General features: G+C 71.6%; 16 protein-coding genes. 9 read left to right on the top strand and 7 right to left on the bottom strand.

Translation table 11 applies throughout. The annotated features are described in order from the left end of the window. Positions 1–54: 54 nt before the first annotated feature. Entirely contained in the window at positions 55–549 is a 495-nt protein-coding gene (locus ABZ172_RS07360) for an inorganic diphosphatase (RefSeq protein WP_356881202.1), read from the bottom strand. Positions 550–635: 86 nt separating this feature from the next. Here ABZ172_RS07360 and dacB point away from each other — a divergent pair, with 86 nt between their 5' ends. The 6 genes from dacB (at position 636) to folE (ending at position 8,250) form a co-directional block, all read left to right on the top strand. Further along, positions 636–2,117, top strand: coding sequence for a D-alanyl-D-alanine carboxypeptidase/D-alanyl-D-alanine-endopeptidase (gene dacB / locus ABZ172_RS07365; protein WP_356881085.1), 1,482 nt, complete (start codon positions 636–638; stop codon positions 2,115–2,117). 48 nt (positions 2,118–2,165) lie between these two features. Beyond that, the gene (locus tag ABZ172_RS07370; protein ID WP_356881087.1) at positions 2,166–3,302 is read left to right on the top strand and encodes a zinc-dependent metalloprotease; all 1,137 of its coding nucleotides are present in this window, start codon (positions 2,166–2,168) and stop codon (positions 3,300–3,302) included. A gap of 187 nt (positions 3,303–3,489) precedes the next feature. Next, complete coding sequence (gene tilS / locus ABZ172_RS07375) at positions 3,490–4,563, top strand: tRNA lysidine(34) synthetase TilS (RefSeq protein ID WP_356881089.1); 1,074 nt, start codon at positions 3,490–3,492, stop codon at positions 4,561–4,563. Between the two features lie 99 nt (positions 4,564–4,662). Continuing rightward, positions 4,663–5,202: a hypoxanthine phosphoribosyltransferase gene (hpt, locus tag ABZ172_RS07380; protein WP_356881204.1), complete on the top strand. Its 540-nt coding sequence runs from the start codon at positions 4,663–4,665 to the stop codon at positions 5,200–5,202. A gap of 208 nt (positions 5,203–5,410) precedes the next feature. Continuing rightward, complete coding sequence (ftsH, locus tag ABZ172_RS07385) at positions 5,411–7,459, top strand: ATP-dependent zinc metalloprotease FtsH (protein ID WP_356881091.1); 2,049 nt, start codon at positions 5,411–5,413, stop codon at positions 7,457–7,459. A 185-nt stretch (positions 7,460–7,644) separates the two neighbouring features. Next, positions 7,645–8,250, top strand: coding sequence for a GTP cyclohydrolase I FolE (folE, locus tag ABZ172_RS07390; protein ID WP_356881093.1), 606 nt, complete (start codon positions 7,645–7,647; stop codon positions 8,248–8,250). Between the two features lie 488 nt (positions 8,251–8,738). On the opposite strand, the gene ABZ172_RS07395 is transcribed toward folE, so the two are convergent. The 6 genes from ABZ172_RS07395 to ABZ172_RS07420 all read right to left on the bottom strand — a co-directional run bounded on the left by ABZ172_RS07395 (position 8,739) and on the right by ABZ172_RS07420 (position 13,531). Next, positions 8,739–9,224, bottom strand: coding sequence for a DUF3180 domain-containing protein (locus ABZ172_RS07395; protein WP_356881095.1), 486 nt, complete (start codon positions 9,222–9,224; stop codon positions 8,739–8,741). A gap of 69 nt (positions 9,225–9,293) precedes the next feature. Next, complete coding sequence (folK, locus tag ABZ172_RS07400) at positions 9,294–9,905, bottom strand: 2-amino-4-hydroxy-6-hydroxymethyldihydropteridine diphosphokinase (RefSeq protein ID WP_356881097.1); 612 nt, start codon at positions 9,903–9,905, stop codon at positions 9,294–9,296. After that, positions 9,902–10,261, bottom strand: a complete 360-nt coding sequence (gene folB / locus ABZ172_RS07405) for a dihydroneopterin aldolase (protein WP_356881099.1) — start codon at positions 10,259–10,261, stop codon at positions 9,902–9,904. The genes folK and folB overlap by 4 nt, the downstream gene beginning before the upstream one ends. A gap of 194 nt (positions 10,262–10,455) precedes the next feature. Then, positions 10,456–10,938: a nuclear transport factor 2 family protein gene (locus tag ABZ172_RS07410; protein ID WP_356881101.1), complete on the bottom strand. Its 483-nt coding sequence runs from the start codon at positions 10,936–10,938 to the stop codon at positions 10,456–10,458. Beyond that, the gene (gene folP / locus ABZ172_RS07415; RefSeq protein ID WP_356881103.1) at positions 10,935–11,795 is read right to left on the bottom strand and encodes a dihydropteroate synthase; all 861 of its coding nucleotides are present in this window, start codon (positions 11,793–11,795) and stop codon (positions 10,935–10,937) included. Before folP ends, ABZ172_RS07410 begins: the two co-directional genes overlap by 4 nt. Before the next feature lie 545 nt (positions 11,796–12,340). Beyond that, on the bottom strand, positions 12,341–13,531 hold the full coding sequence (locus ABZ172_RS07420) for a betaine/proline/choline family ABC transporter ATP-binding protein (protein WP_356881104.1): 1,191 nt from the start codon (positions 13,529–13,531) through the stop codon (positions 12,341–12,343). Between the two features lie 140 nt (positions 13,532–13,671). On the opposite strand from ABZ172_RS07420, the gene ABZ172_RS07425 reads away from it, so the two are divergent. Genes ABZ172_RS07425 through ABZ172_RS07435 form a run of 3 tightly spaced genes read left to right on the top strand, consistent with a single transcriptional unit; the run spans position 13,672 to position 16,096 of the window. After that, positions 13,672–14,391, top strand: a complete 720-nt coding sequence (locus tag ABZ172_RS07425) for an ABC transporter permease (protein WP_356881106.1) — start codon at positions 13,672–13,674, stop codon at positions 14,389–14,391. 3 nt (positions 14,392–14,394) lie between these two features. After that, positions 14,395–15,069 carry an ABC transporter permease gene (locus ABZ172_RS07430; protein WP_356881108.1) on the top strand — a complete coding sequence of 225 codons (675 nt, stop codon included), beginning with the start codon at positions 14,395–14,397 and terminating at the stop codon, positions 15,067–15,069. A 52-nt stretch (positions 15,070–15,121) separates the two neighbouring features. Continuing rightward, positions 15,122–16,096, top strand: coding sequence for an ABC transporter substrate-binding protein (locus ABZ172_RS07435; RefSeq protein WP_356881110.1), 975 nt, complete (start codon positions 15,122–15,124; stop codon positions 16,094–16,096). Positions 16,097–16,106: the final 10 nt, after the last annotated feature.

Consider the following 16,106-nt stretch of genomic DNA (forward strand, 5'->3'; position numbering starts at 1 on the left):
CCCTGTGCTGCTGTCCACCTCATCCGCCCGGAAGCGGAATCCGGAGGGACTGCGTCAGTGCGAGCCGCCCTGCACCTCGAGGCGCTTGTAGGAGGCCTCGATCTCGGCCTCGGCCTCGGCGCGGCCGACCCAGTCGGCGCCCTCGACCGACTTGCCGGGCTCCAGGTCCTTGTAGACCTCGAAGAAGTGCTGGATCTCCAGGCGGTCGAACTCCGACACGTGGTGGATGTCGCGCAGGTGCTCCACGCGGGGGTCGGACGCCGGGACGCACAGCAGCTTGTCGTCGCCGCCGGCCTCGTCGGTCATCCGGAACATGCCGATGGCGCGGCACTTGATGAGGCAGCCCGGGAAGGTCGGCTCGTCCAGGATGACCAGCGCGTCCAGCGGGTCGCCGTCCTCGCCGAGGGTGTTCTCGACGAAGCCGTAGTCGGCCGGGTAGCTGGTCGAGGTGAAGAGTCGACGGTCCAGGCGGATCCGACCGGTCTCGTGGTCCACCTCGTACTTGTTCCGCGAACCCTTCGGGATCTCGATGGTGACGTCGAACTCCACGGGTGGCTCCTCCATGATCAACACATACGACTGGTGGTTAAGTGTCCCTCACGCAGACGAGTGCTCGCGAAAGGGGCTGGTCAACGGTGGCCGAGCCGGTGCAGAGACCGACAGAGGAACCGTTGAGCAGGTGGGGCGGGTGGAAAGCCCCGAAGTACCTGAAGCACGGGGGCGGATCGGGGAACCGCCGGCTCGCCGCAGGCTCCGCGGTGCTCGGCCTGGTGGTCGCCGCCGGCGCCGTCCTGGCCGCCGGTCCCTGGGACTCCGGTCAGCGTAAGGCCGAGCGGGACCGGGCGGCCGTGGAGCGGCACGCAGGTGGCGCACATCACGAAGGGGACGGGCCCGGCGGACCGGCCCCCGCGCCCAGCGCGCCCGCGGTCCTCAGCGCCCTCGGCACCGACACCGGCCTCACCCCGGCCGGATCGAGCGGCCTGAAGACCGTCCTGGACCCCCTGCTGGACACGCCCGCGCTCGGTTCCGTCCGCACCGGCGTGGTCGTCGACGCGGCCACCGGCGAGCAGCTGTACGCGCGGGGCGCGACCACCCCCATGATCCCCGCGTCCACCGTGAAGATCGCCACGACCGTCGCCGCCCTCGCGGCGCTCGGCCCCGACCACCGGATCGCCACGACGGTCGTGCTGTCGCCGGACTCCCGGACGCTCACGCTCGTCGGCGGGGGCGACCCCACCCTGGACGAGGCGGCCCTGCGCCTCCTGGCCGCGGACACGGCGCGCTCCCTGCGCGACGCGGGCGCCGGACCGGTGCGGCTGACCTACGACACCTCGCGCTACACGGGACCGGCCCGCCACCCCATCGGCCCCAACGAGAACATCGCGCCGATGAGCGCGCTCATGGCCGACGAGGGCCGCCTCGACGGCAGCGACCGGGGGCCGGCGCCCCGGAGCGACGACCCCGCGCGCGACGCCGCCGGCGTCTTCGCCGGACTGCTCGGCGACGCGGGCGCCGCCACCCGGTCCGCCCCCGTGCCGGGGAAGGCCGCGGCCGGGTCGCGGACGCTGGCGGCACACCGGTCGAAGCCGCTCTCCGCCCTGGTCGAGCGGGCCCTGACCAACAGCGACAACGACATCGCCGAGGCCCTGGCCCGGCAGACCGCGATCGAGGCCGGGGAGCCCGCCTCCTTCGCCGGGAGCCGTCGCGCGGTCACCGCGCAGCTGAAGGGACTGGGCCTGCCGACGGCCGGGGCGCGGCTCGCGGACGGCAGCGGGCTCGACCGTGCGGACAAGGTGACCGCGGGCCTCCTCGCCGGCCTGCTCGCGCTCGCCGCCGGACCCGACCACCCCGAGCTCCGCCCCGTCCTCACCGGCCTCCCGGTCGCCGGATTCAGCGGCACGCTCGGTGACCGCTTCCCCGTGACCTCCCCGGCGACCGGTCTGATCCGGGCCAAGACCGGCACGCTCACCGGGGTGAACAGCCTCGCCGGGACCGCGGTGGACCCGCAGGGCCGGCTCCTGGCGTTCGCGTTCCTCGCCTCGGGCACCACGTCCCCGGCCGAGGCGGAGGCGTCCCTGGACACCTTGGCCACCACCCTCGCCGAAGGCACCCGATGAGCGGCTGACACCCCACCGCGGAGCGGCCGCCTCACGTACGGTTGACGCATGACGAGCATCGGTGGTGCCGAGATGGTCGACTGGAATCTCGCGGTCGCGACCGCGACCCGGTTCGTGCGGCCGGGTCCCGAGATCAGCCGTGAGGAGGCCCGTGCCGTCGTCGCCGAGCTCCGGCGGCACGCCAAGGCCTCCGAGGAGCATGTCCGTTCGTTCACCCGGATGATCCCGGACGGGCACGAACCCGAGGACACCCCGGTCCTCGTCGTGGACCGGGCGGGCTGGATCAGGGCGAACGTCGCGGGCTTCCGCGAGCTGCTGGGCCCCCTGCTCGCGAAGATGCAGGAACGTCGCGGCAACGGCCCCGGCAACGCCGTGCTGGGCGCGGTCGGCGGCAAGGTGACCGGCGTCGAACTGGGCATGCTGCTGTCGTTCCTCGCGTCCCGGGTCCTCGGGCAGTACGAGACCTTCGCGCCCGCCACCCGCGAGCTGCCCGGCTCCGCCGAAGGAGGCGGACGGCTGCTGCTGGTCGCCCCCAACATCGTCCACGTCGAGCGGGAACTCGGCGTCGACCCGCACGACTTCAGGCTCTGGGTCGCGCTCCACGAGGAGACGCACCGCACCCAGTTCACCGGGGTCCCCTGGCTCCGCGACCACCTGCGGGGCGAGATCCAGGCGTTCCTGGAGGAGACCGACGTCGACCCGATGACCGTGCTCGAACGCCTCCGCGAGGCCGCACAGGCCTTCACGGGCGGCAGCCGCCCCGAGGGCGAGGAGGGCGACGACGGCGGGCACAGCCTCGTCGAGATCGTCCAGACGCCGGCCCAGCGCGCGATCCTGGGACGGCTCACGGCCGTGATGTCCCTGCTCGAAGGGCACGCGGACTACGTGATGGACGGGGTGGGCCCCGAGGTGGTCGCCTCCGTCGCCGAGATCCGGGAGAAGTTCCAGCAGCGCAGGGCGCGCGGCGCGAGCCGGCTGGACCTGGCGCTGCGCAGGCTCCTGGGGCTCGACGCCAAGCTGCGGCAGTACCGCGACGGCGAGCGGTTCGTCCGGGCCGTGGTGGACGAGGTCGGCATGGACGGCTTCAACCGGGTGTGGACCTCGCCCAACACCCTCCCCACCAAGGCCGAGATCGCCGCACCGGCGGACTGGGTGGCGCGGGTGCACCGTAAGGCGGATTCGTGATCTTGGCCGGTCCGGTGGCAGAAGACCGCCTCTCCAATCACCCATCCGAGGGACCGTAGGGGCATGGGGAGGCGTGCAATGCTCGATGGGCGGCCCGGCTCTGTCACCATCGACGCACTCTGAGTGACGGGACTTCATCCCGGGCGCTCCGAGGCACACCCAGAACTCCACCCGAAGGGCACCGGACATGGGTCCCCATCCTGCGGTCGCGGCGATACGCCTGGCGGTCCGCCGCGTACTCCACGACGTCATCACCGAATCCACCCGTCGCACCGAGCAGGCGGGGCGCGCCGAGCTCGCCGAGGCCGGCGCCGGCGCGCGGCACTCCGGGCTCCCCGAGCGGCCCGACGCCCCGCTGGTGCTCGTCGCCTGCTCCGGCGGCGCCGACTCCATGGCCCTCGCCTCCGCCCTCGCCTTCGAGTCGCGCAAGCTGCCCGTCCGCGCCGGCGGCATCACCGTCGACCACAACCTCCAGCCCGGCTCCGGGCTCCGCGCCGACGAGGTCGTCGCCCGTCTCGCCGAGATGCGGCTCGACCCGGTCGAGGCCGTCGCCGTCCGGGTCGGCCGCGCCGGCGGGCCCGAGGCCGCCGCCCGTGACGCCCGCTACGCCGCCCTGGACGCCGCCGCGGAGCGCCTCGGCGCCGCCGCCGTGCTCCTCGGCCACACCCGCGACGACCAGGCCGAGACCGTCCTGCTGGGCCTGGCCCGCGGTTCGGGCATCCGCTCGCTCTCCGGGATGGCCGCCGCCTCCGGGCCGGCGGGCCGCTACCGCCGGCCGTTCCTCCAGCTCGACCGGCAGACCGCCCGCAAGGCCTGCCTGGTGCAGTCGATCCCCGTCTGGGACGACCCCCACAACATCGATCCCGCCTACACCCGCTCCCGGCTCCGCCACGAGGGTCTGCCCGCCCTGGAGAAGGCGCTGGGCAAAGGGGTCGTGGAGGCGCTCGCCCGGACGGCCCAGCTGTCCCGCGACGATGCCGACGCCCTCGACACCTGGGCCGCCGAGGCCGCCGGCTCGGTCCGCGACGACGCCGGACGGCTGGAGTGCGCCAAGCTCGCCGTCCTGCCGCCCGCGGTACGCCGCCGGGTGCTGCGCCGGGCCGTGATCGACGCCGGATCTCCCGCGGGTTCGCTCTTCGCCCGCCACATCGAGGAGGTCGACCGCCTCATCACCGGCTGGCGGGGCCAGGGAGCCATCAACCTGCCCGGCCGCGTCGAGGTGCGACGGCAGGGTGGCAGACTGGTGATTCGGCAGAGCTGAAGCACAAGCGGCTGACACGCAGGCGAAACGCCGGTCCGGTCCGGGGAACAGTCCGGGTGCGGCAGGGCAGGGAAAGAGACGCGGGTGAACGAGAAGGACATGGGCACCGACCTCCAGTCGGTGCTCCTCACCAAGGAAGAGATCGACGCGAAGCTCGTCGAGCTGGCGGCGAAGATCGACGCGGAGTACGCGGGCAAGGACCTGCTCATCATCGGCGTGCTCAAGGGCGCGGTGATGGTCATGGCGGACCTGGCCCGGGCCCTGTCCACCCCCGTCACCATGGACTGGATGGCCGTCTCCTCCTACGGCGCCGGCACCCAGTCGTCCGGCGTGGTCCGGATCCTCAAGGACCTCGACACCGACATCAAGGGCAAGCACGTCCTGATCGTCGAGGACATCATCGACTCCGGTCTGACGCTCTCCTGGCTGCTGACCAACCTCGGCTCGCGCGAACCCGCGAGCCTGGAGGTCTGCACGCTGCTCCGCAAGCCCGACGCGGCGAAGGTCGCGATCGACGTGAAGTGGGTCGGCTTCGACATCCCCAACGAGTTCGTCGTCGGATACGGACTCGACTACGCCGAGAAGTACCGCAACCTCCCCTTCGTCGGTACGCTCGCCCCCCACGTCTACGGCGGCTGAGCCGGCCGCCCGGAGGGGCCCGGCCGAACCCGGCCGGACTCCCGGGAACCCTCGTGGTGTTCCCGCCGTTGGAGCCTTCGAGGCGGGTTTGTCGGGCGTCCCCTGCGGTCACGGGTGACAAAGCTGGGGTACCGTCCGAAGAACAGTCTTTTCTCACAGCAGCATTTACCTACGGGCAGGAGGGACGGGGCGACTTCGCTCCGTATGGATGGACGTGAAGCGATACTTCCGTGGGCCGGTCATGTGGATCGTGCTGGCCGTCCTCGCCGTGGTCGTGTTGATGCAGGTCGTCGGCTCGTCCGGCGGCTACAAGACGGTGGACACCGGCAAGGTGATCCAGGCGATCAGTAAGAACCAGGTGCAGCAGGCCAAGCTGACCACCGGTGACGAACAGATCCTGAAGATCGAGCTGAAGGACAAGCAGAAGCTCGACGGCGAGTCCGGCAGCAAGTTCCAGGCGAGCTACATCGGCAACCAGGGCGTCGAGCTCGCCGACACGCTGCAGAAGAAGTTCGAGAGCGGTGACATCGAGAAGGGTTACACCGTCTCGCCGTCGAAGCAGTCCCCGTTCGTCTCGATCCTTCTCTCGCTGCTGCCCTTCGTCCTGATCGTGGTCGTGTTCCTGTTTCTGATGAATCAGATGCAGGGCGGCGGCTCCAAGGTCATGCAGTTCGGCAAGTCCAAGGCCAAGCTGATCACCAAGGACACGCCGAAGACGACGTTCGCCGATGTGGCGGGGTCGGACGAGGCCGTCGAAGAGCTGTACGAAATCAAGGAGTTCCTCCAGGAGCCGGCGAAGTTCCAGGCCGTCGGCGCCAAGATCCCCAAGGGCGTCCTGCTGTACGGGCCGCCCGGTACGGGCAAGACGCTGCTCGCGCGCGCCGTCGCCGGCGAGGCGGGCGTCCCGTTCTACTCGATCTCCGGTTCCGACTTCGTCGAGATGTTCGTCGGTGTCGGTGCCTCCCGTGTCCGGGACCTCTTCGAGCAGGCCAAGGCGAACGCTCCGGCGATCGTCTTCGTCGACGAGATCGACGCCGTCGGCCGGCACCGCGGTGCCGGTATGGGCGGCGGTCACGACGAGCGCGAGCAGACGCTCAACCAGCTGCTCGTCGAGATGGACGGCTTCGACGTGAAGGGCGGCGTCATTCTGATCGCCGCCACGAACCGGCCCGACATCCTGGACCCGGCGCTGCTGCGTCCCGGTCGCTTCGACCGGCAGATCGCCGTCGACCGCCCGGACATGCAGGGGCGCCTGGAGATCCTCAAGGTGCACCAGAAGGGCAAGCCGGTCGCGGAGGACGTCGATCTCAACGCCGTCGCCCGCCGTACGCCCGGCTTCACCGGTGCCGACCTGTCGAACGTGCTGAACGAGGCCGCGCTCCTCACGGCGCGCAGCAACAAGAAGCTGATCGACAACCAGATGCTCGACGAGGCCATCGACCGCGTCGTGGCGGGACCGCAGAAGCGGACCCGGATCATGTCCGAGAAGGAAAAGAAGATCACCGCGTACCACGAGGGCGGACACGCTCTGGTCGCGGCGGCCTCGCCCCAGTCGGACCCGGTCCACAAGATCACGATCCTCTCCCGCGGCCGCGCCCTCGGTTACACGATGGTGCTCCCGGAGGAGGACAAGTACTCCACGACCCGCAACGAGATGCTCGACCAGCTGGCGTACATGCTGGGCGGGCGCGCGGCCGAGGAGCTGGTCTTCCACGACCCGACGACCGGTGCTGCGAACGACATCGAGAAGGCCACGGCAACGGCCCGCGCGATGGTCACGCAGTACGGCATGACCGAGCGGCTCGGCGCGATCAAGTTCGGTGGGGACAACACCGAGCCTTTCGTGGGCCGGGAGATGGGCCACCAGCGCGACTACTCGGAAGAGGTCGCGGCGCTCGTCGACGAGGAGGTCAAGAAGCTCATCGAGACCGCCCACAACGACGCGTGGGAGATCCTCGTCGAGAACCGCGACATCCTCGACGCCCTGGTCCTCGAACTCCTCGAGAAGGAGACCCTCGGCAAGGAGCAGATCGCCGAGATCTTCGCCCCGATCGTGAAGCGCCCGGCCCGTCCGGCGTGGACCGGTTCCGCCCGGCGCACCCCGTCGACGCGTCCGCCCGTGCTCTCTCCCAAGGAGCTCGCCCTCACCAACGGCTCCGCCAACGGTTCGGGCACTCCGGAGATCGCTCCGACGGACCTGTCGAAGCACGACGGTCCGTCGACCGAGACGCTCCCGGAGGACCGCCCCGAGAGCTGACCCCGGCCCGACACCCGGTGTGGCCCCTGTCACGGGGGCTCCACCAGGCCAGGAATGGATGCCGCGCCCCCCAGGTTCTAGCCTGTGGGGGCGCGGCTTTTCTTTTCCTGCTTGGTGCCTGCCGTCATTCCGTGGAGGCCGGGCGGGTCCGCGTATATGACTGCACAGAGGAACGAGGCACCAGAATGACCGACCCGGTGACGCTCGACGGGCAGAGCCCGATCGGCGCGTTCGACGAGAAGCGGGCCGAGTCCGCCGTCCGTGAGCTCCTCATCGCCGTCGGCGAGGACCCCGACCGTGAGGGCCTGCGTGAGACCCCGGCCCGGGTGGCCCGTGCCTACAAGGAGATATTCGCCGGTCTCCACCAGCAGCCCGAGGACGTCCTGACGACGACGTTCGACCTCGGCCACGACGAGATGGTGCTGGTCAAGGACATCGAGGTGTTCAGCACCTGTGAGCACCACCTCGTGCCGTTCCGCGGGGTCGCGCACGTGGGCTACATCCCGGCGGCCACCGGCAAGATCACCGGCCTCTCGAAGCTGGCCAGGCTGGTCGACGTCTTCGCCCGGCGGCCCCAGGTGCAGGAGCGGCTCACCACCCAGATCGCCGAGTCCCTGATGGAGATCCTGGAGCCGCGCGGGGTGATCGTGGTCGTGGAGTGCGAGCACATGTGCATGTCGATGCGGGGCATCCGCAAGCCCGGAGCGAAGACGCTCACGTCGGCGGTCCGCGGCCAGCTGCGGGACCCGGCCACGCGCGCCGAGGCGATGAGCCTCATCATGGCGCGCTGACCGGACGGTGACCTTGCGCCGACCGCCGGGCGGACCGGGCCGGTGCCTGTGGGGCTCGGCCGCGTCCGCCGGTCGGGTCTTGGCGTCCCGGTCCCTGCCGGGCGGTGCCGTCCGCCTGTCGTGCACGGCGGCCACGTGTGCCTGCCGGGGCGGTGCCGTCCGGCTGTCGCAGATGCCCTTCCGGGTCGGCGGGGTCCTTCCCGGTCTGCGGGGGCGTTCCCGCTCTGCGGGGCCGTTCCCGCGGTGACCGGGCCGGCGGACGGTACCGGCGCCGGCCGGGCGGTGGGCGTGCGGCCGTCCTGTCGGCCGGGAGATTAGATCGGCCCTGGGGCGCACGTCCGGCGGTCAGCCGCGTTCCACGGCCGGGACGGCGACCTGTCAGACACCTGACGGCGGTGAACCTGACGGGGGCCCCGATCGCGACCTGACGGCCGGCGGCTTCCGGGGCGGAGGCTCCGCCTGCCGGGCGTGGGGTGCGCGGACGCCGCTCAGGCGGGCTGTGCCGTGTTCCGCTCGTTCTCCCCGTCGTCCGGGAGCTTGCAGACGCGTTCGAGGAAGAAGGCGGCGGCCACGACGCCGATGCCGGCCACCACGGCGGAGCCCGCGTAGATGGCCTGGTCCCGCCGCGGTGCCACGTCGAGGTAGCTGAGCAGGAAGACGCCCGTGCCGCCGTACATCCCGGCGACCAGCGCGGCGACGAGCGCGCTGGCCTGGCCGAAGACCAGTGCGCGCGCCGCCATCATCGGCTCCACGCCCTTCGCTCCGGGGCGCCGCTCCCGCTGGGCGCGCAGCCGCGCCCGGATCGACAGGGCCGTGGCGAGCAGGATGACGGCGATCACGGCCAGCACGACGGACGCGGCGAGCGGCACGCTCGGCAGTGTCCCCAGGGCGTCCCAGAGACGGGCCGCACCCCAGGACAGGACGCCGGCCCCGGCGAAGAGTCCGGCCAGGATGCCGAGCCGTAGTTGCTTCACCGAGAGTGCCGCCCTTCGTCGCCGTTGCCCGTGTCGTCGCCCGCAGGCGGTCGTCCTAGACCCTAACGACTACTCGGGGAGACGGAGTTCCAGGTCGGGCCGGGGAAGCACGCCGTCGCGGCCGACACCGGCCAGCAGGTCGGCGACCGGTCCGGCACCGGGCAGCTGGGCGTCGGGGTCGACGTCGTGCCAGGGGGCGAGGACGAAGGCGCGCTCGTGGGCGCGCGGGTGCGGGAGGGTCAGCCGCGGGTCGTCGGAGACGACGTCGGCGTACGACACGATGTCGACGTCGATCGTGCGCGGACCCCAGCGCTCCTCGCGGACCCGGTCGAAGGCCTCCTCGATGGCCTGACCGCGCTCCAGCAGGGAGGAGGGCGGCAGGGTCGTCTTCACGACGACCACCGCGTTGAAGTAGGACGGCTGGGAGTCCGGGTCGACGCCCCAGGGTTCCGTCTCGTAGACCGGAGAGACCGCTTTGACCCGGAGGCCCGGGGTGTCCTCCAGGGCGTCGATGGCGCCCTGGAGCGTGTCCAGGCGGTTGCCGAGGTTGGAGCCGAGCGAGATCACGGCCCGTTTGGGGTTGGAGAGGGTGACGTCCGCCGCGTCGACCTGCTCGACCACGGCCGCGGGTACCGGCTGTACGGTCGGGTCGCTCTGCCCTTCGGTGGAAAATGCAGTCATGCTCGGCTCCGGGTGATGGTGATGGTCACGTCGTCGAAGGGGACGGTGATGGGGGCGTCCGGCTTGTGGACGACGACCTCGACCTCCTGGACCCCTCCGTGCTTGAGGCACTGCTGCGCGATGCGTTCCGCGAGCGTCTCGATCAGATCGACCGGCTCACCCTGGACGACGTCGACGACCTCCTCCGCGACCACCCCGTAGTGGACGGTCTTCGACAGGTCGTCGGCGGCTGCCGCGGGGCGGGTGTCGAGGCCGAGGACCAGGTCCACGATGAAGGTCTGGCCCTCTTCACGTTCCCTGGGGAAGACACCGTGGTGCCCACGGGCCTTGAGGCCGCGCAGCGCGACACGATCCACGCGAATCACTCCTGCTGTTCGTCGTCTCCTGGGGCACCCGGCCGCGTGCGGGCGGTGAGGTGCCGTCCAGCGAATCTACCCGCGGGCCCCGGCAGCTCCCGCCCGCGGGGGCGCGGGCCGGCCCCGGCACGAAGCCGGTAGGCGCGTATACCCGGGGATCGGGGAGCCCAATCCCCGTGGTCCGGTCCGGCCGTTCAGGCCGTCGGCTCCTCGTCCTCCTCCTCGCCGGTTTCCGCCAGTACGGGTGACCCGTGGTGGGACCAGAGCTTCCAGCCGTCCGGTGTGCGCCGGAACACGTTGGTGGCGACGACGAGCTGGCCGACGAGCGGCCCGAGTGCGTCGCCCTCCTCCGCGGGGCCACCGCTGAGGATGTTCTCCGTACAGGTCACCAGGGCGGTGTTCCCGGTCATCGCGACCCCGACGTCCGTCAGGAAGAACTGGATGTACTCGGTGTTCGCCATGATCAGGGCGTAGCTCCGCAGTACCTCGCCGCGGCCCGTCAGCACCGGCCAGCCCGGGTGGACGCAGGAGACGGTGAGGTCCTCGCCGGGCAGCCACAGGCCGGAGAGCCCGTCGAGGTCGCCGCGCTCCAGCGCCTCGTAGAAGGCGGTGTTCGCCTGCTCGACGGCGGCGATGTCCGCCGCGGCCTCCTCGTGCTCGTCGCGGGCGGCGCTCACGCGGCTCCCTCGACGGCCCGGGCGACCCGGACGGCGTCGGCCGTCGCCCGTACCGCGTGCACCCGGACGGCCCAGGCGCCCGCGTCCGCCGCGAGGGCGGAGATCGCGGCCGTGGCGGCGTCGCGCTCCCGCGCGGGCGGCGGGGCCCCGCCCTCGCCGGTCAGGACGTGGCCGAGGAACCGCTTCCGGGAGGCGGCGACCAGCAGCGGACGGCCCAGTCCGTGCAGCTCGGCGAGGTGCGCGACGAGCGAGAGGTCGTGGGCGGCGTCCTTGGCGAAGCCGAGGCCGGGGTCGACGACCAGGCTCTCCGGGGCCACCCCGCCCTCGATCACGGCCTCCATGCGGTCGCGGAGCTCGGCGACCACCTCGGCGACGACGTCGCCGTAGACCGCGCGGCTGTTCATCGACGTGCTGAAACCGCGCCAGTGCATGACCACGAACGGCACTCCGGCGTCGGCGACGACCGGGATCATGCCCGGATCGGCGAGACCGCCGCTCACGTCGTTGACCAGGGCCGCACCGGCGGCGACGGACCGGGCGGCGACGCTGGCGCGCATGGTGTCCACGGAGACGGTGACGCCCTCGGAGGCCAGTCCCCGCACCACGGGGATCACCCGTCGCAGTTCCTCGTCCTCGTCCACCCTGGTCGCGCCCGGACGGGTCGACTCACCGCCGACGTCGACCAGGTCCGCACCGTCGGCGACCAGTTCCAGGCCGTGCTTGATCGCCGCAGTGGTGTCGAACCAGTGGCCGCCGTCGGAGAAGGAGTCGGGCGTCACATTGACGACACCCATGACCGCGCAGCGGTCCCACTCCGGCAGACCCCGCACCGTGCCCCGTCCTCGCAACGTACTCATGCGACCAGCCTAAGGTCTGTCCCGTCGCGCCCGGCGGGCCCGCGACGGCGGCGGAGCGGCAGCACGGCGGTGGCGGAGCGGCAGCACGGCGACGGCACGACGGGGCTGCGACGGAGCACGGGGACGGCCGCGGCACCTCGCCGCGGTGTCGCAAGGCCCGCGTACCTCCCGTGGGGCGCCCCTCGGACTCCCGCGGCGCGCGGAGGGCCTCCGTCTCGCGGCGCCGCCGGCCGGCCGCCGCGCGCTGATCCACCAGGGGGCGACGGGACGGCCCGCGGGGTGTCCGCGGGATCCCGCCGTACGCCCGAAGGGGTGGCCCGCGCCGTGCGGGCGGCCGGGGCGAGGGTGCCGCGAGCCCGGTGGAGGGGGCCGGACCCGGGTGCCGTGGTCCTCCGTGCCGGAGGCGGTCACCCCGCCGGAACGCCCGGGACAGGACCGCGCCCGGCCCGCGCCACCGGGCGGCTCGGGTCGGGCGGGCGCGGCCCCCTGGCCCTCTCGCCCTGGCCCCCTGGCCCTCTCGCCCCGGGCTCGGGCCCGGCGGGGGCTCAGACGGCGGTGACGCCCGCGACGGTCTCCACGGCGACGTCGGCGCGCGGCACGTCCTGCGCGTCGGCGTCGATCGAGCGGCGCAGTGCCTCATGGAGGCGGGCCGGGGTGAGGACGCCCAGGAACCGGCCGGCGCCCTCCTCGTCCAGGACCGCGATCCAGCCCGCGTCGTGCTGCAGCATCGTGGCGAAGGCCTGCTTGAGCGGCGCGCCGAGCGGCAGCCAGGCCTCCATCCGCCGGGCGTGCTCGCGGACCGTGCCCCCGGCCGTCGTCCCGTCCCCGGCGGCCCCGTCGCCCGCCGCGATCCAGCCGTGCAGCTTCTCCTGGCCGTCCAGGACGACGGCCCAGCGCGCACCGTCGGCCCGGAGCCGCGCGGTCGCCTCGGCCAGCGGATCGTCGAGATGGACGACCGGCGGCTGGTCCAGGTCACTCTCCTCGATGGGCGTGACCGAGAGCCGCTTCAGCCCGCGGTCGGCCCCGACGAAGTCGGCGACGTACGGCGTCGCGGGAGCCCCCAGCACCGTGGCCGGGGTGTCGAACTGCTCGATGCGGCCCTGCCCGTACACGGCGATACGGTCGCCCAGCCGGACGGCCTCCTCCATGTCGTGGGTGACGAACAACACGGTCTTGCGGACCTGTGCCTGCAGTTTCAGGAATTCGTTCTGGAGCCTTTCCCGTACGACGGGATCGACCGCGCCGAAAGGCTCGTCCATCAGCAGGACCGGCGGATCCGCGGCCAAAGCCCTTGCCACTCCGACGCGTTGGCGCTGGCCGCCGGAAAGCTGCTCGGGATAGCGGCTGCCGTGGACGGAAGGGTCGAGTCCGACGAGGTCCAGCAGCTCGGCCGCGCGCTTCCTTCCTTTTTCCCTTCCCCAGCCCAGGAGGTGGGGGACGGTCGCGGTGTTCTCCAGGATCGTCTTGTGCGGGAAGAGCCCCACCTGCTGGATCACGTAGCCGATACGCCGACGGAGCCGGACGGGATCGATGGTCGATATGTCGTCCCCGTCGAGAAATATCCGGCCCCCGGTCGGTTCGGTCAGGCGGTTGACCATTTTCATCGTGGTCGTCTTGCCGCAGCCGGAAGGTCCGACGAGCGTGACCAGTTCACCCTCGGCGACCTCGAAGGAAAGGTCGTCGACGGCGGTGGTGCCGTCCGCGTACCGCTTGGTGACGTGCTCGAAACGGATCATGATTCCCCATTGTGACGCGGGTTCTGTGAAGGCCATGTTGCCGGAATACGACAGCCTCGGCGATTGTCGGTGGTCGGGGATAGGGTCTTCCAGGACCGGACCCGGTGCGCATCGCGACGGCAAACAGGAGGTGGGGGCGGATGGCCGGACAGAACTGCCTGGTGGCGAACGACTGGATCTGCGGAGAGTATCTGCGCTCCCGCGGCCATGAGCTGACCGAGGCGACCGTCCAGCACATCTGGATCACGGCGGCCTCCGTGCTGATCGGGCTCGCGGTGGCATTTCCGCTCGCCCTGCTCGCCCGCCGCGGCCGGCATTTCGCCGGTCCCGTGCTGGGCCTGACCACCGTGCTCTACACCGTGCCGTCCCTGGCGATGTTCTCGCTGCTGCTCCCGCTCTTCGGGCTGTCCGCCGCGCTCGTGGTCACCGGCCTGGTGCTCTACTCGCTGACCATCCTGGTCCGCAACATCCTGGCCGGCCTCGAAGCGGTTCCGCAGGAGGCCAGGGAGGCGGCGAAGGGCATGGGCTACGGACCGGTCCGGCTCCTCTGGGAGGTCGAGCTCCCGCTCGCGCTGCCCGCGCTGATGGCCGGGCTGCGGATCGCCACGGTGTCGACCGTGGCGTTGACGACGGTCGGCTCCCTCGTCGGGAAGGGCGGGCTCGGCAACCTCATCGAGGACGCGCTGCCCAGCTTCTTCAAGGCCCAGGTGCTCACCGCCTCCGTGCTCTGCGTGCTGCTCGCGGTGGCGGCGGACCTGCTGCTGCTCGGCGTCCAGCGCCTGCTCACCCCCTGGACCCGCATACGGACCCCCGCCGGGGCGCCCGGCGGCCCGGGCATCGCCACGACGGAGGGCGGCTGATCCATGGGAGTCATAGGGGAGGCCTGGACCTGGCTCACCACCGGTGCGAACTGGTCGGGGGACGGCGGGGCTGCACAGCGGCTGTCCGAGCATCTGTACGTCAGCGGGATCGCCCTCGCGGTGGCCTGTGTCATCGCCCTGCCCGTCGCGCTCTTCCTCGGGCACGTGGGCAAGGGGGGCGGGCTCGCCGTCAACATCTCCAACGTGGGCCGCGCGGTGCCGGTGTTCGCGGTGCTGGCGCTCTTCATGATGACGCCGCTGCGCAACTCCGGCTATCTGCCCACGGTCATCGCGCTGGTGCTGTTCGCCGTGCCGCCCCTGCTGACCAACGCCTACGTCGGGATGACGGAGGTGGACCGGTCGGTCCTGGAGGCCGCGCGCGGCATGGGGATGTCGGGCGTCCAGCTCTTCGTGCGGGTCGAGCTCCCGCTCGCCTACCCGATGATCATGACCGGCCTCCGGTCCGCCGCCGTCCAGGTGATCGCCACCGCCTCGATCGCGGCGATGGTCGGCCTCGGCGGCCTGGGCCGGATCATCACCGCCGGCTTCAACACCTACGACACCGCTCAGGTCTTCGCGGGCGCCGTGCTGGTCGCCCTCCTGGCCCTGGTGGTGGAGGGCGTCCTCGTGGCGCTGGACCGGCTGCTGTCGCCCCTGCGCCGCCGCAGGGTCGCGTGAGCGCGCGGCCCCCCTTGACTGTCACACCCTTTTTTCCCGGACGGAGAACACCATGAGCAGGACCTCGCGCATAGCGGGTGCGGTCGTCGGAGCGGTCGTGCTGGCGGGCTCACTCGCAGCCTGCGGCGGCGACAGCCTGGAGAAGGAGAAGGGCGGCTCGGACACGGCCGCAGGCTCCGGGAAGGGCTCGCTCGTCGTGGGCGCCGCCGGCTTCACCGAGTCCAAGGTGCTCGCCGAGCTGTACGCCCAGGTCCTGGGCGACGCCGGGTACGACACCTCGGTCACCACGGTGAAGAACCGCGAGCTGTACGAGCCCTCGCTGGAGAAGGGCGAGATCGACGTCGTCCCGGAATACGCGGCGACCCTCGCGGAATTCCTCAACGCCAAGGTCAACGGAGCGGCCGAGGCGGAGAAGAAGCCGGTCGCCTCCGGCGACGTGGCGGCCACCGTCGCCGCGCTGGAGAAGCTCGCCACCCCGCTCGGACTCAAGGTCCTTCCGGCGGGCGGGGCGGTCGACCAGAACGCCTTCGCGGTGTCGAAGGAATTCGCCGACAAGAACAAGCTCACATCGCTCTCCGATCTCGGCGAATCGAAGCTCAAGGTGAAGATCGCCGCGGGTGACGAGTGCGAGGTGCGCCCGTTCTGCGCGCCCGGACTGAAGAAGACGTACGGCATCGACGTCACCGGAATCGACCCCAAGGGCGTCGGCACGCCGCAGTCGAAGCAGGCCGTCAAGGACGGCAAGGACCAACTGGTCCTCACGACCACCACGGACGCGGTGCTCGACTCCTACGGGCTGGTGTTCCTGGAGGACGACAAGAAGCTGCAGAACGCGGACAACGTCCTTCCGGTGCTCAATGCCAAGGACGCGGGAGCTCCGGAGATCGCCGAGGCGCTCGGGAAGCTCACCGACACACTGAGCACCGAGGATCTCGCGGAACTGAACCGCAAGGTGGACGCCGAGCGGGCGAAGCCCGCCGACGCGGCCGGTGACTATCTCCGGTCGAAGGGGCTGATCAAGAAGTAGAAAGGCCTGC

Origin of the sequence: Streptomyces sp. NPDC006296 (assembly GCF_040613235.1) — a bacterium.
In the GTDB taxonomy this organism is placed as follows: Bacteria; Actinomycetota; Actinomycetes; order Streptomycetales; family Streptomycetaceae; genus Streptomyces.

Bases quoted from the DNA above. Each gene is read 5' to 3' on its own strand.
- ABZ172_RS07370 (WP_356881087.1), top strand. From the start codon at position 2,166: ATGACGAGCATCGGTGGTGCCGAGATGGTCGACTGGAATCTCGCGGTC.
- tilS (WP_356881089.1), top strand. From the start codon at position 3,490: ATGGGTCCCCATCCTGCGGTCGCGGCGATACGCCTGGCGGTCCGCCGC.
- hpt (WP_356881204.1), top strand. From the start codon at position 4,663: ATGGGCACCGACCTCCAGTCGGTGCTCCTCACCAAGGAAGAGATCGAC.
- ftsH (WP_356881091.1), top strand. From the start codon at position 5,411: ATGGACGTGAAGCGATACTTCCGTGGGCCGGTCATGTGGATCGTGCTG.
- folE (WP_356881093.1), top strand. From the start codon at position 7,645: ATGACCGACCCGGTGACGCTCGACGGGCAGAGCCCGATCGGCGCGTTC.
- folK (WP_356881097.1), bottom strand. From the start codon at position 9,905: ATGACTGCATTTTCCACCGAAGGGCAGAGCGACCCGACCGTACAGCCG.
- folP (WP_356881103.1), bottom strand. From the start codon at position 11,795: ATGAGTACGTTGCGAGGACGGGGCACGGTGCGGGGTCTGCCGGAGTGG.
- ABZ172_RS07420 (WP_356881104.1), bottom strand. From the start codon at position 13,531: ATGATCCGTTTCGAGCACGTCACCAAGCGGTACGCGGACGGCACCACC.
- ABZ172_RS07425 (WP_356881106.1), top strand. From the start codon at position 13,672: ATGGCCGGACAGAACTGCCTGGTGGCGAACGACTGGATCTGCGGAGAG.
- ABZ172_RS07430 (WP_356881108.1), top strand. From the start codon at position 14,395: ATGGGAGTCATAGGGGAGGCCTGGACCTGGCTCACCACCGGTGCGAAC.
- ABZ172_RS07435 (WP_356881110.1), top strand. From the start codon at position 15,122: ATGAGCAGGACCTCGCGCATAGCGGGTGCGGTCGTCGGAGCGGTCGTG.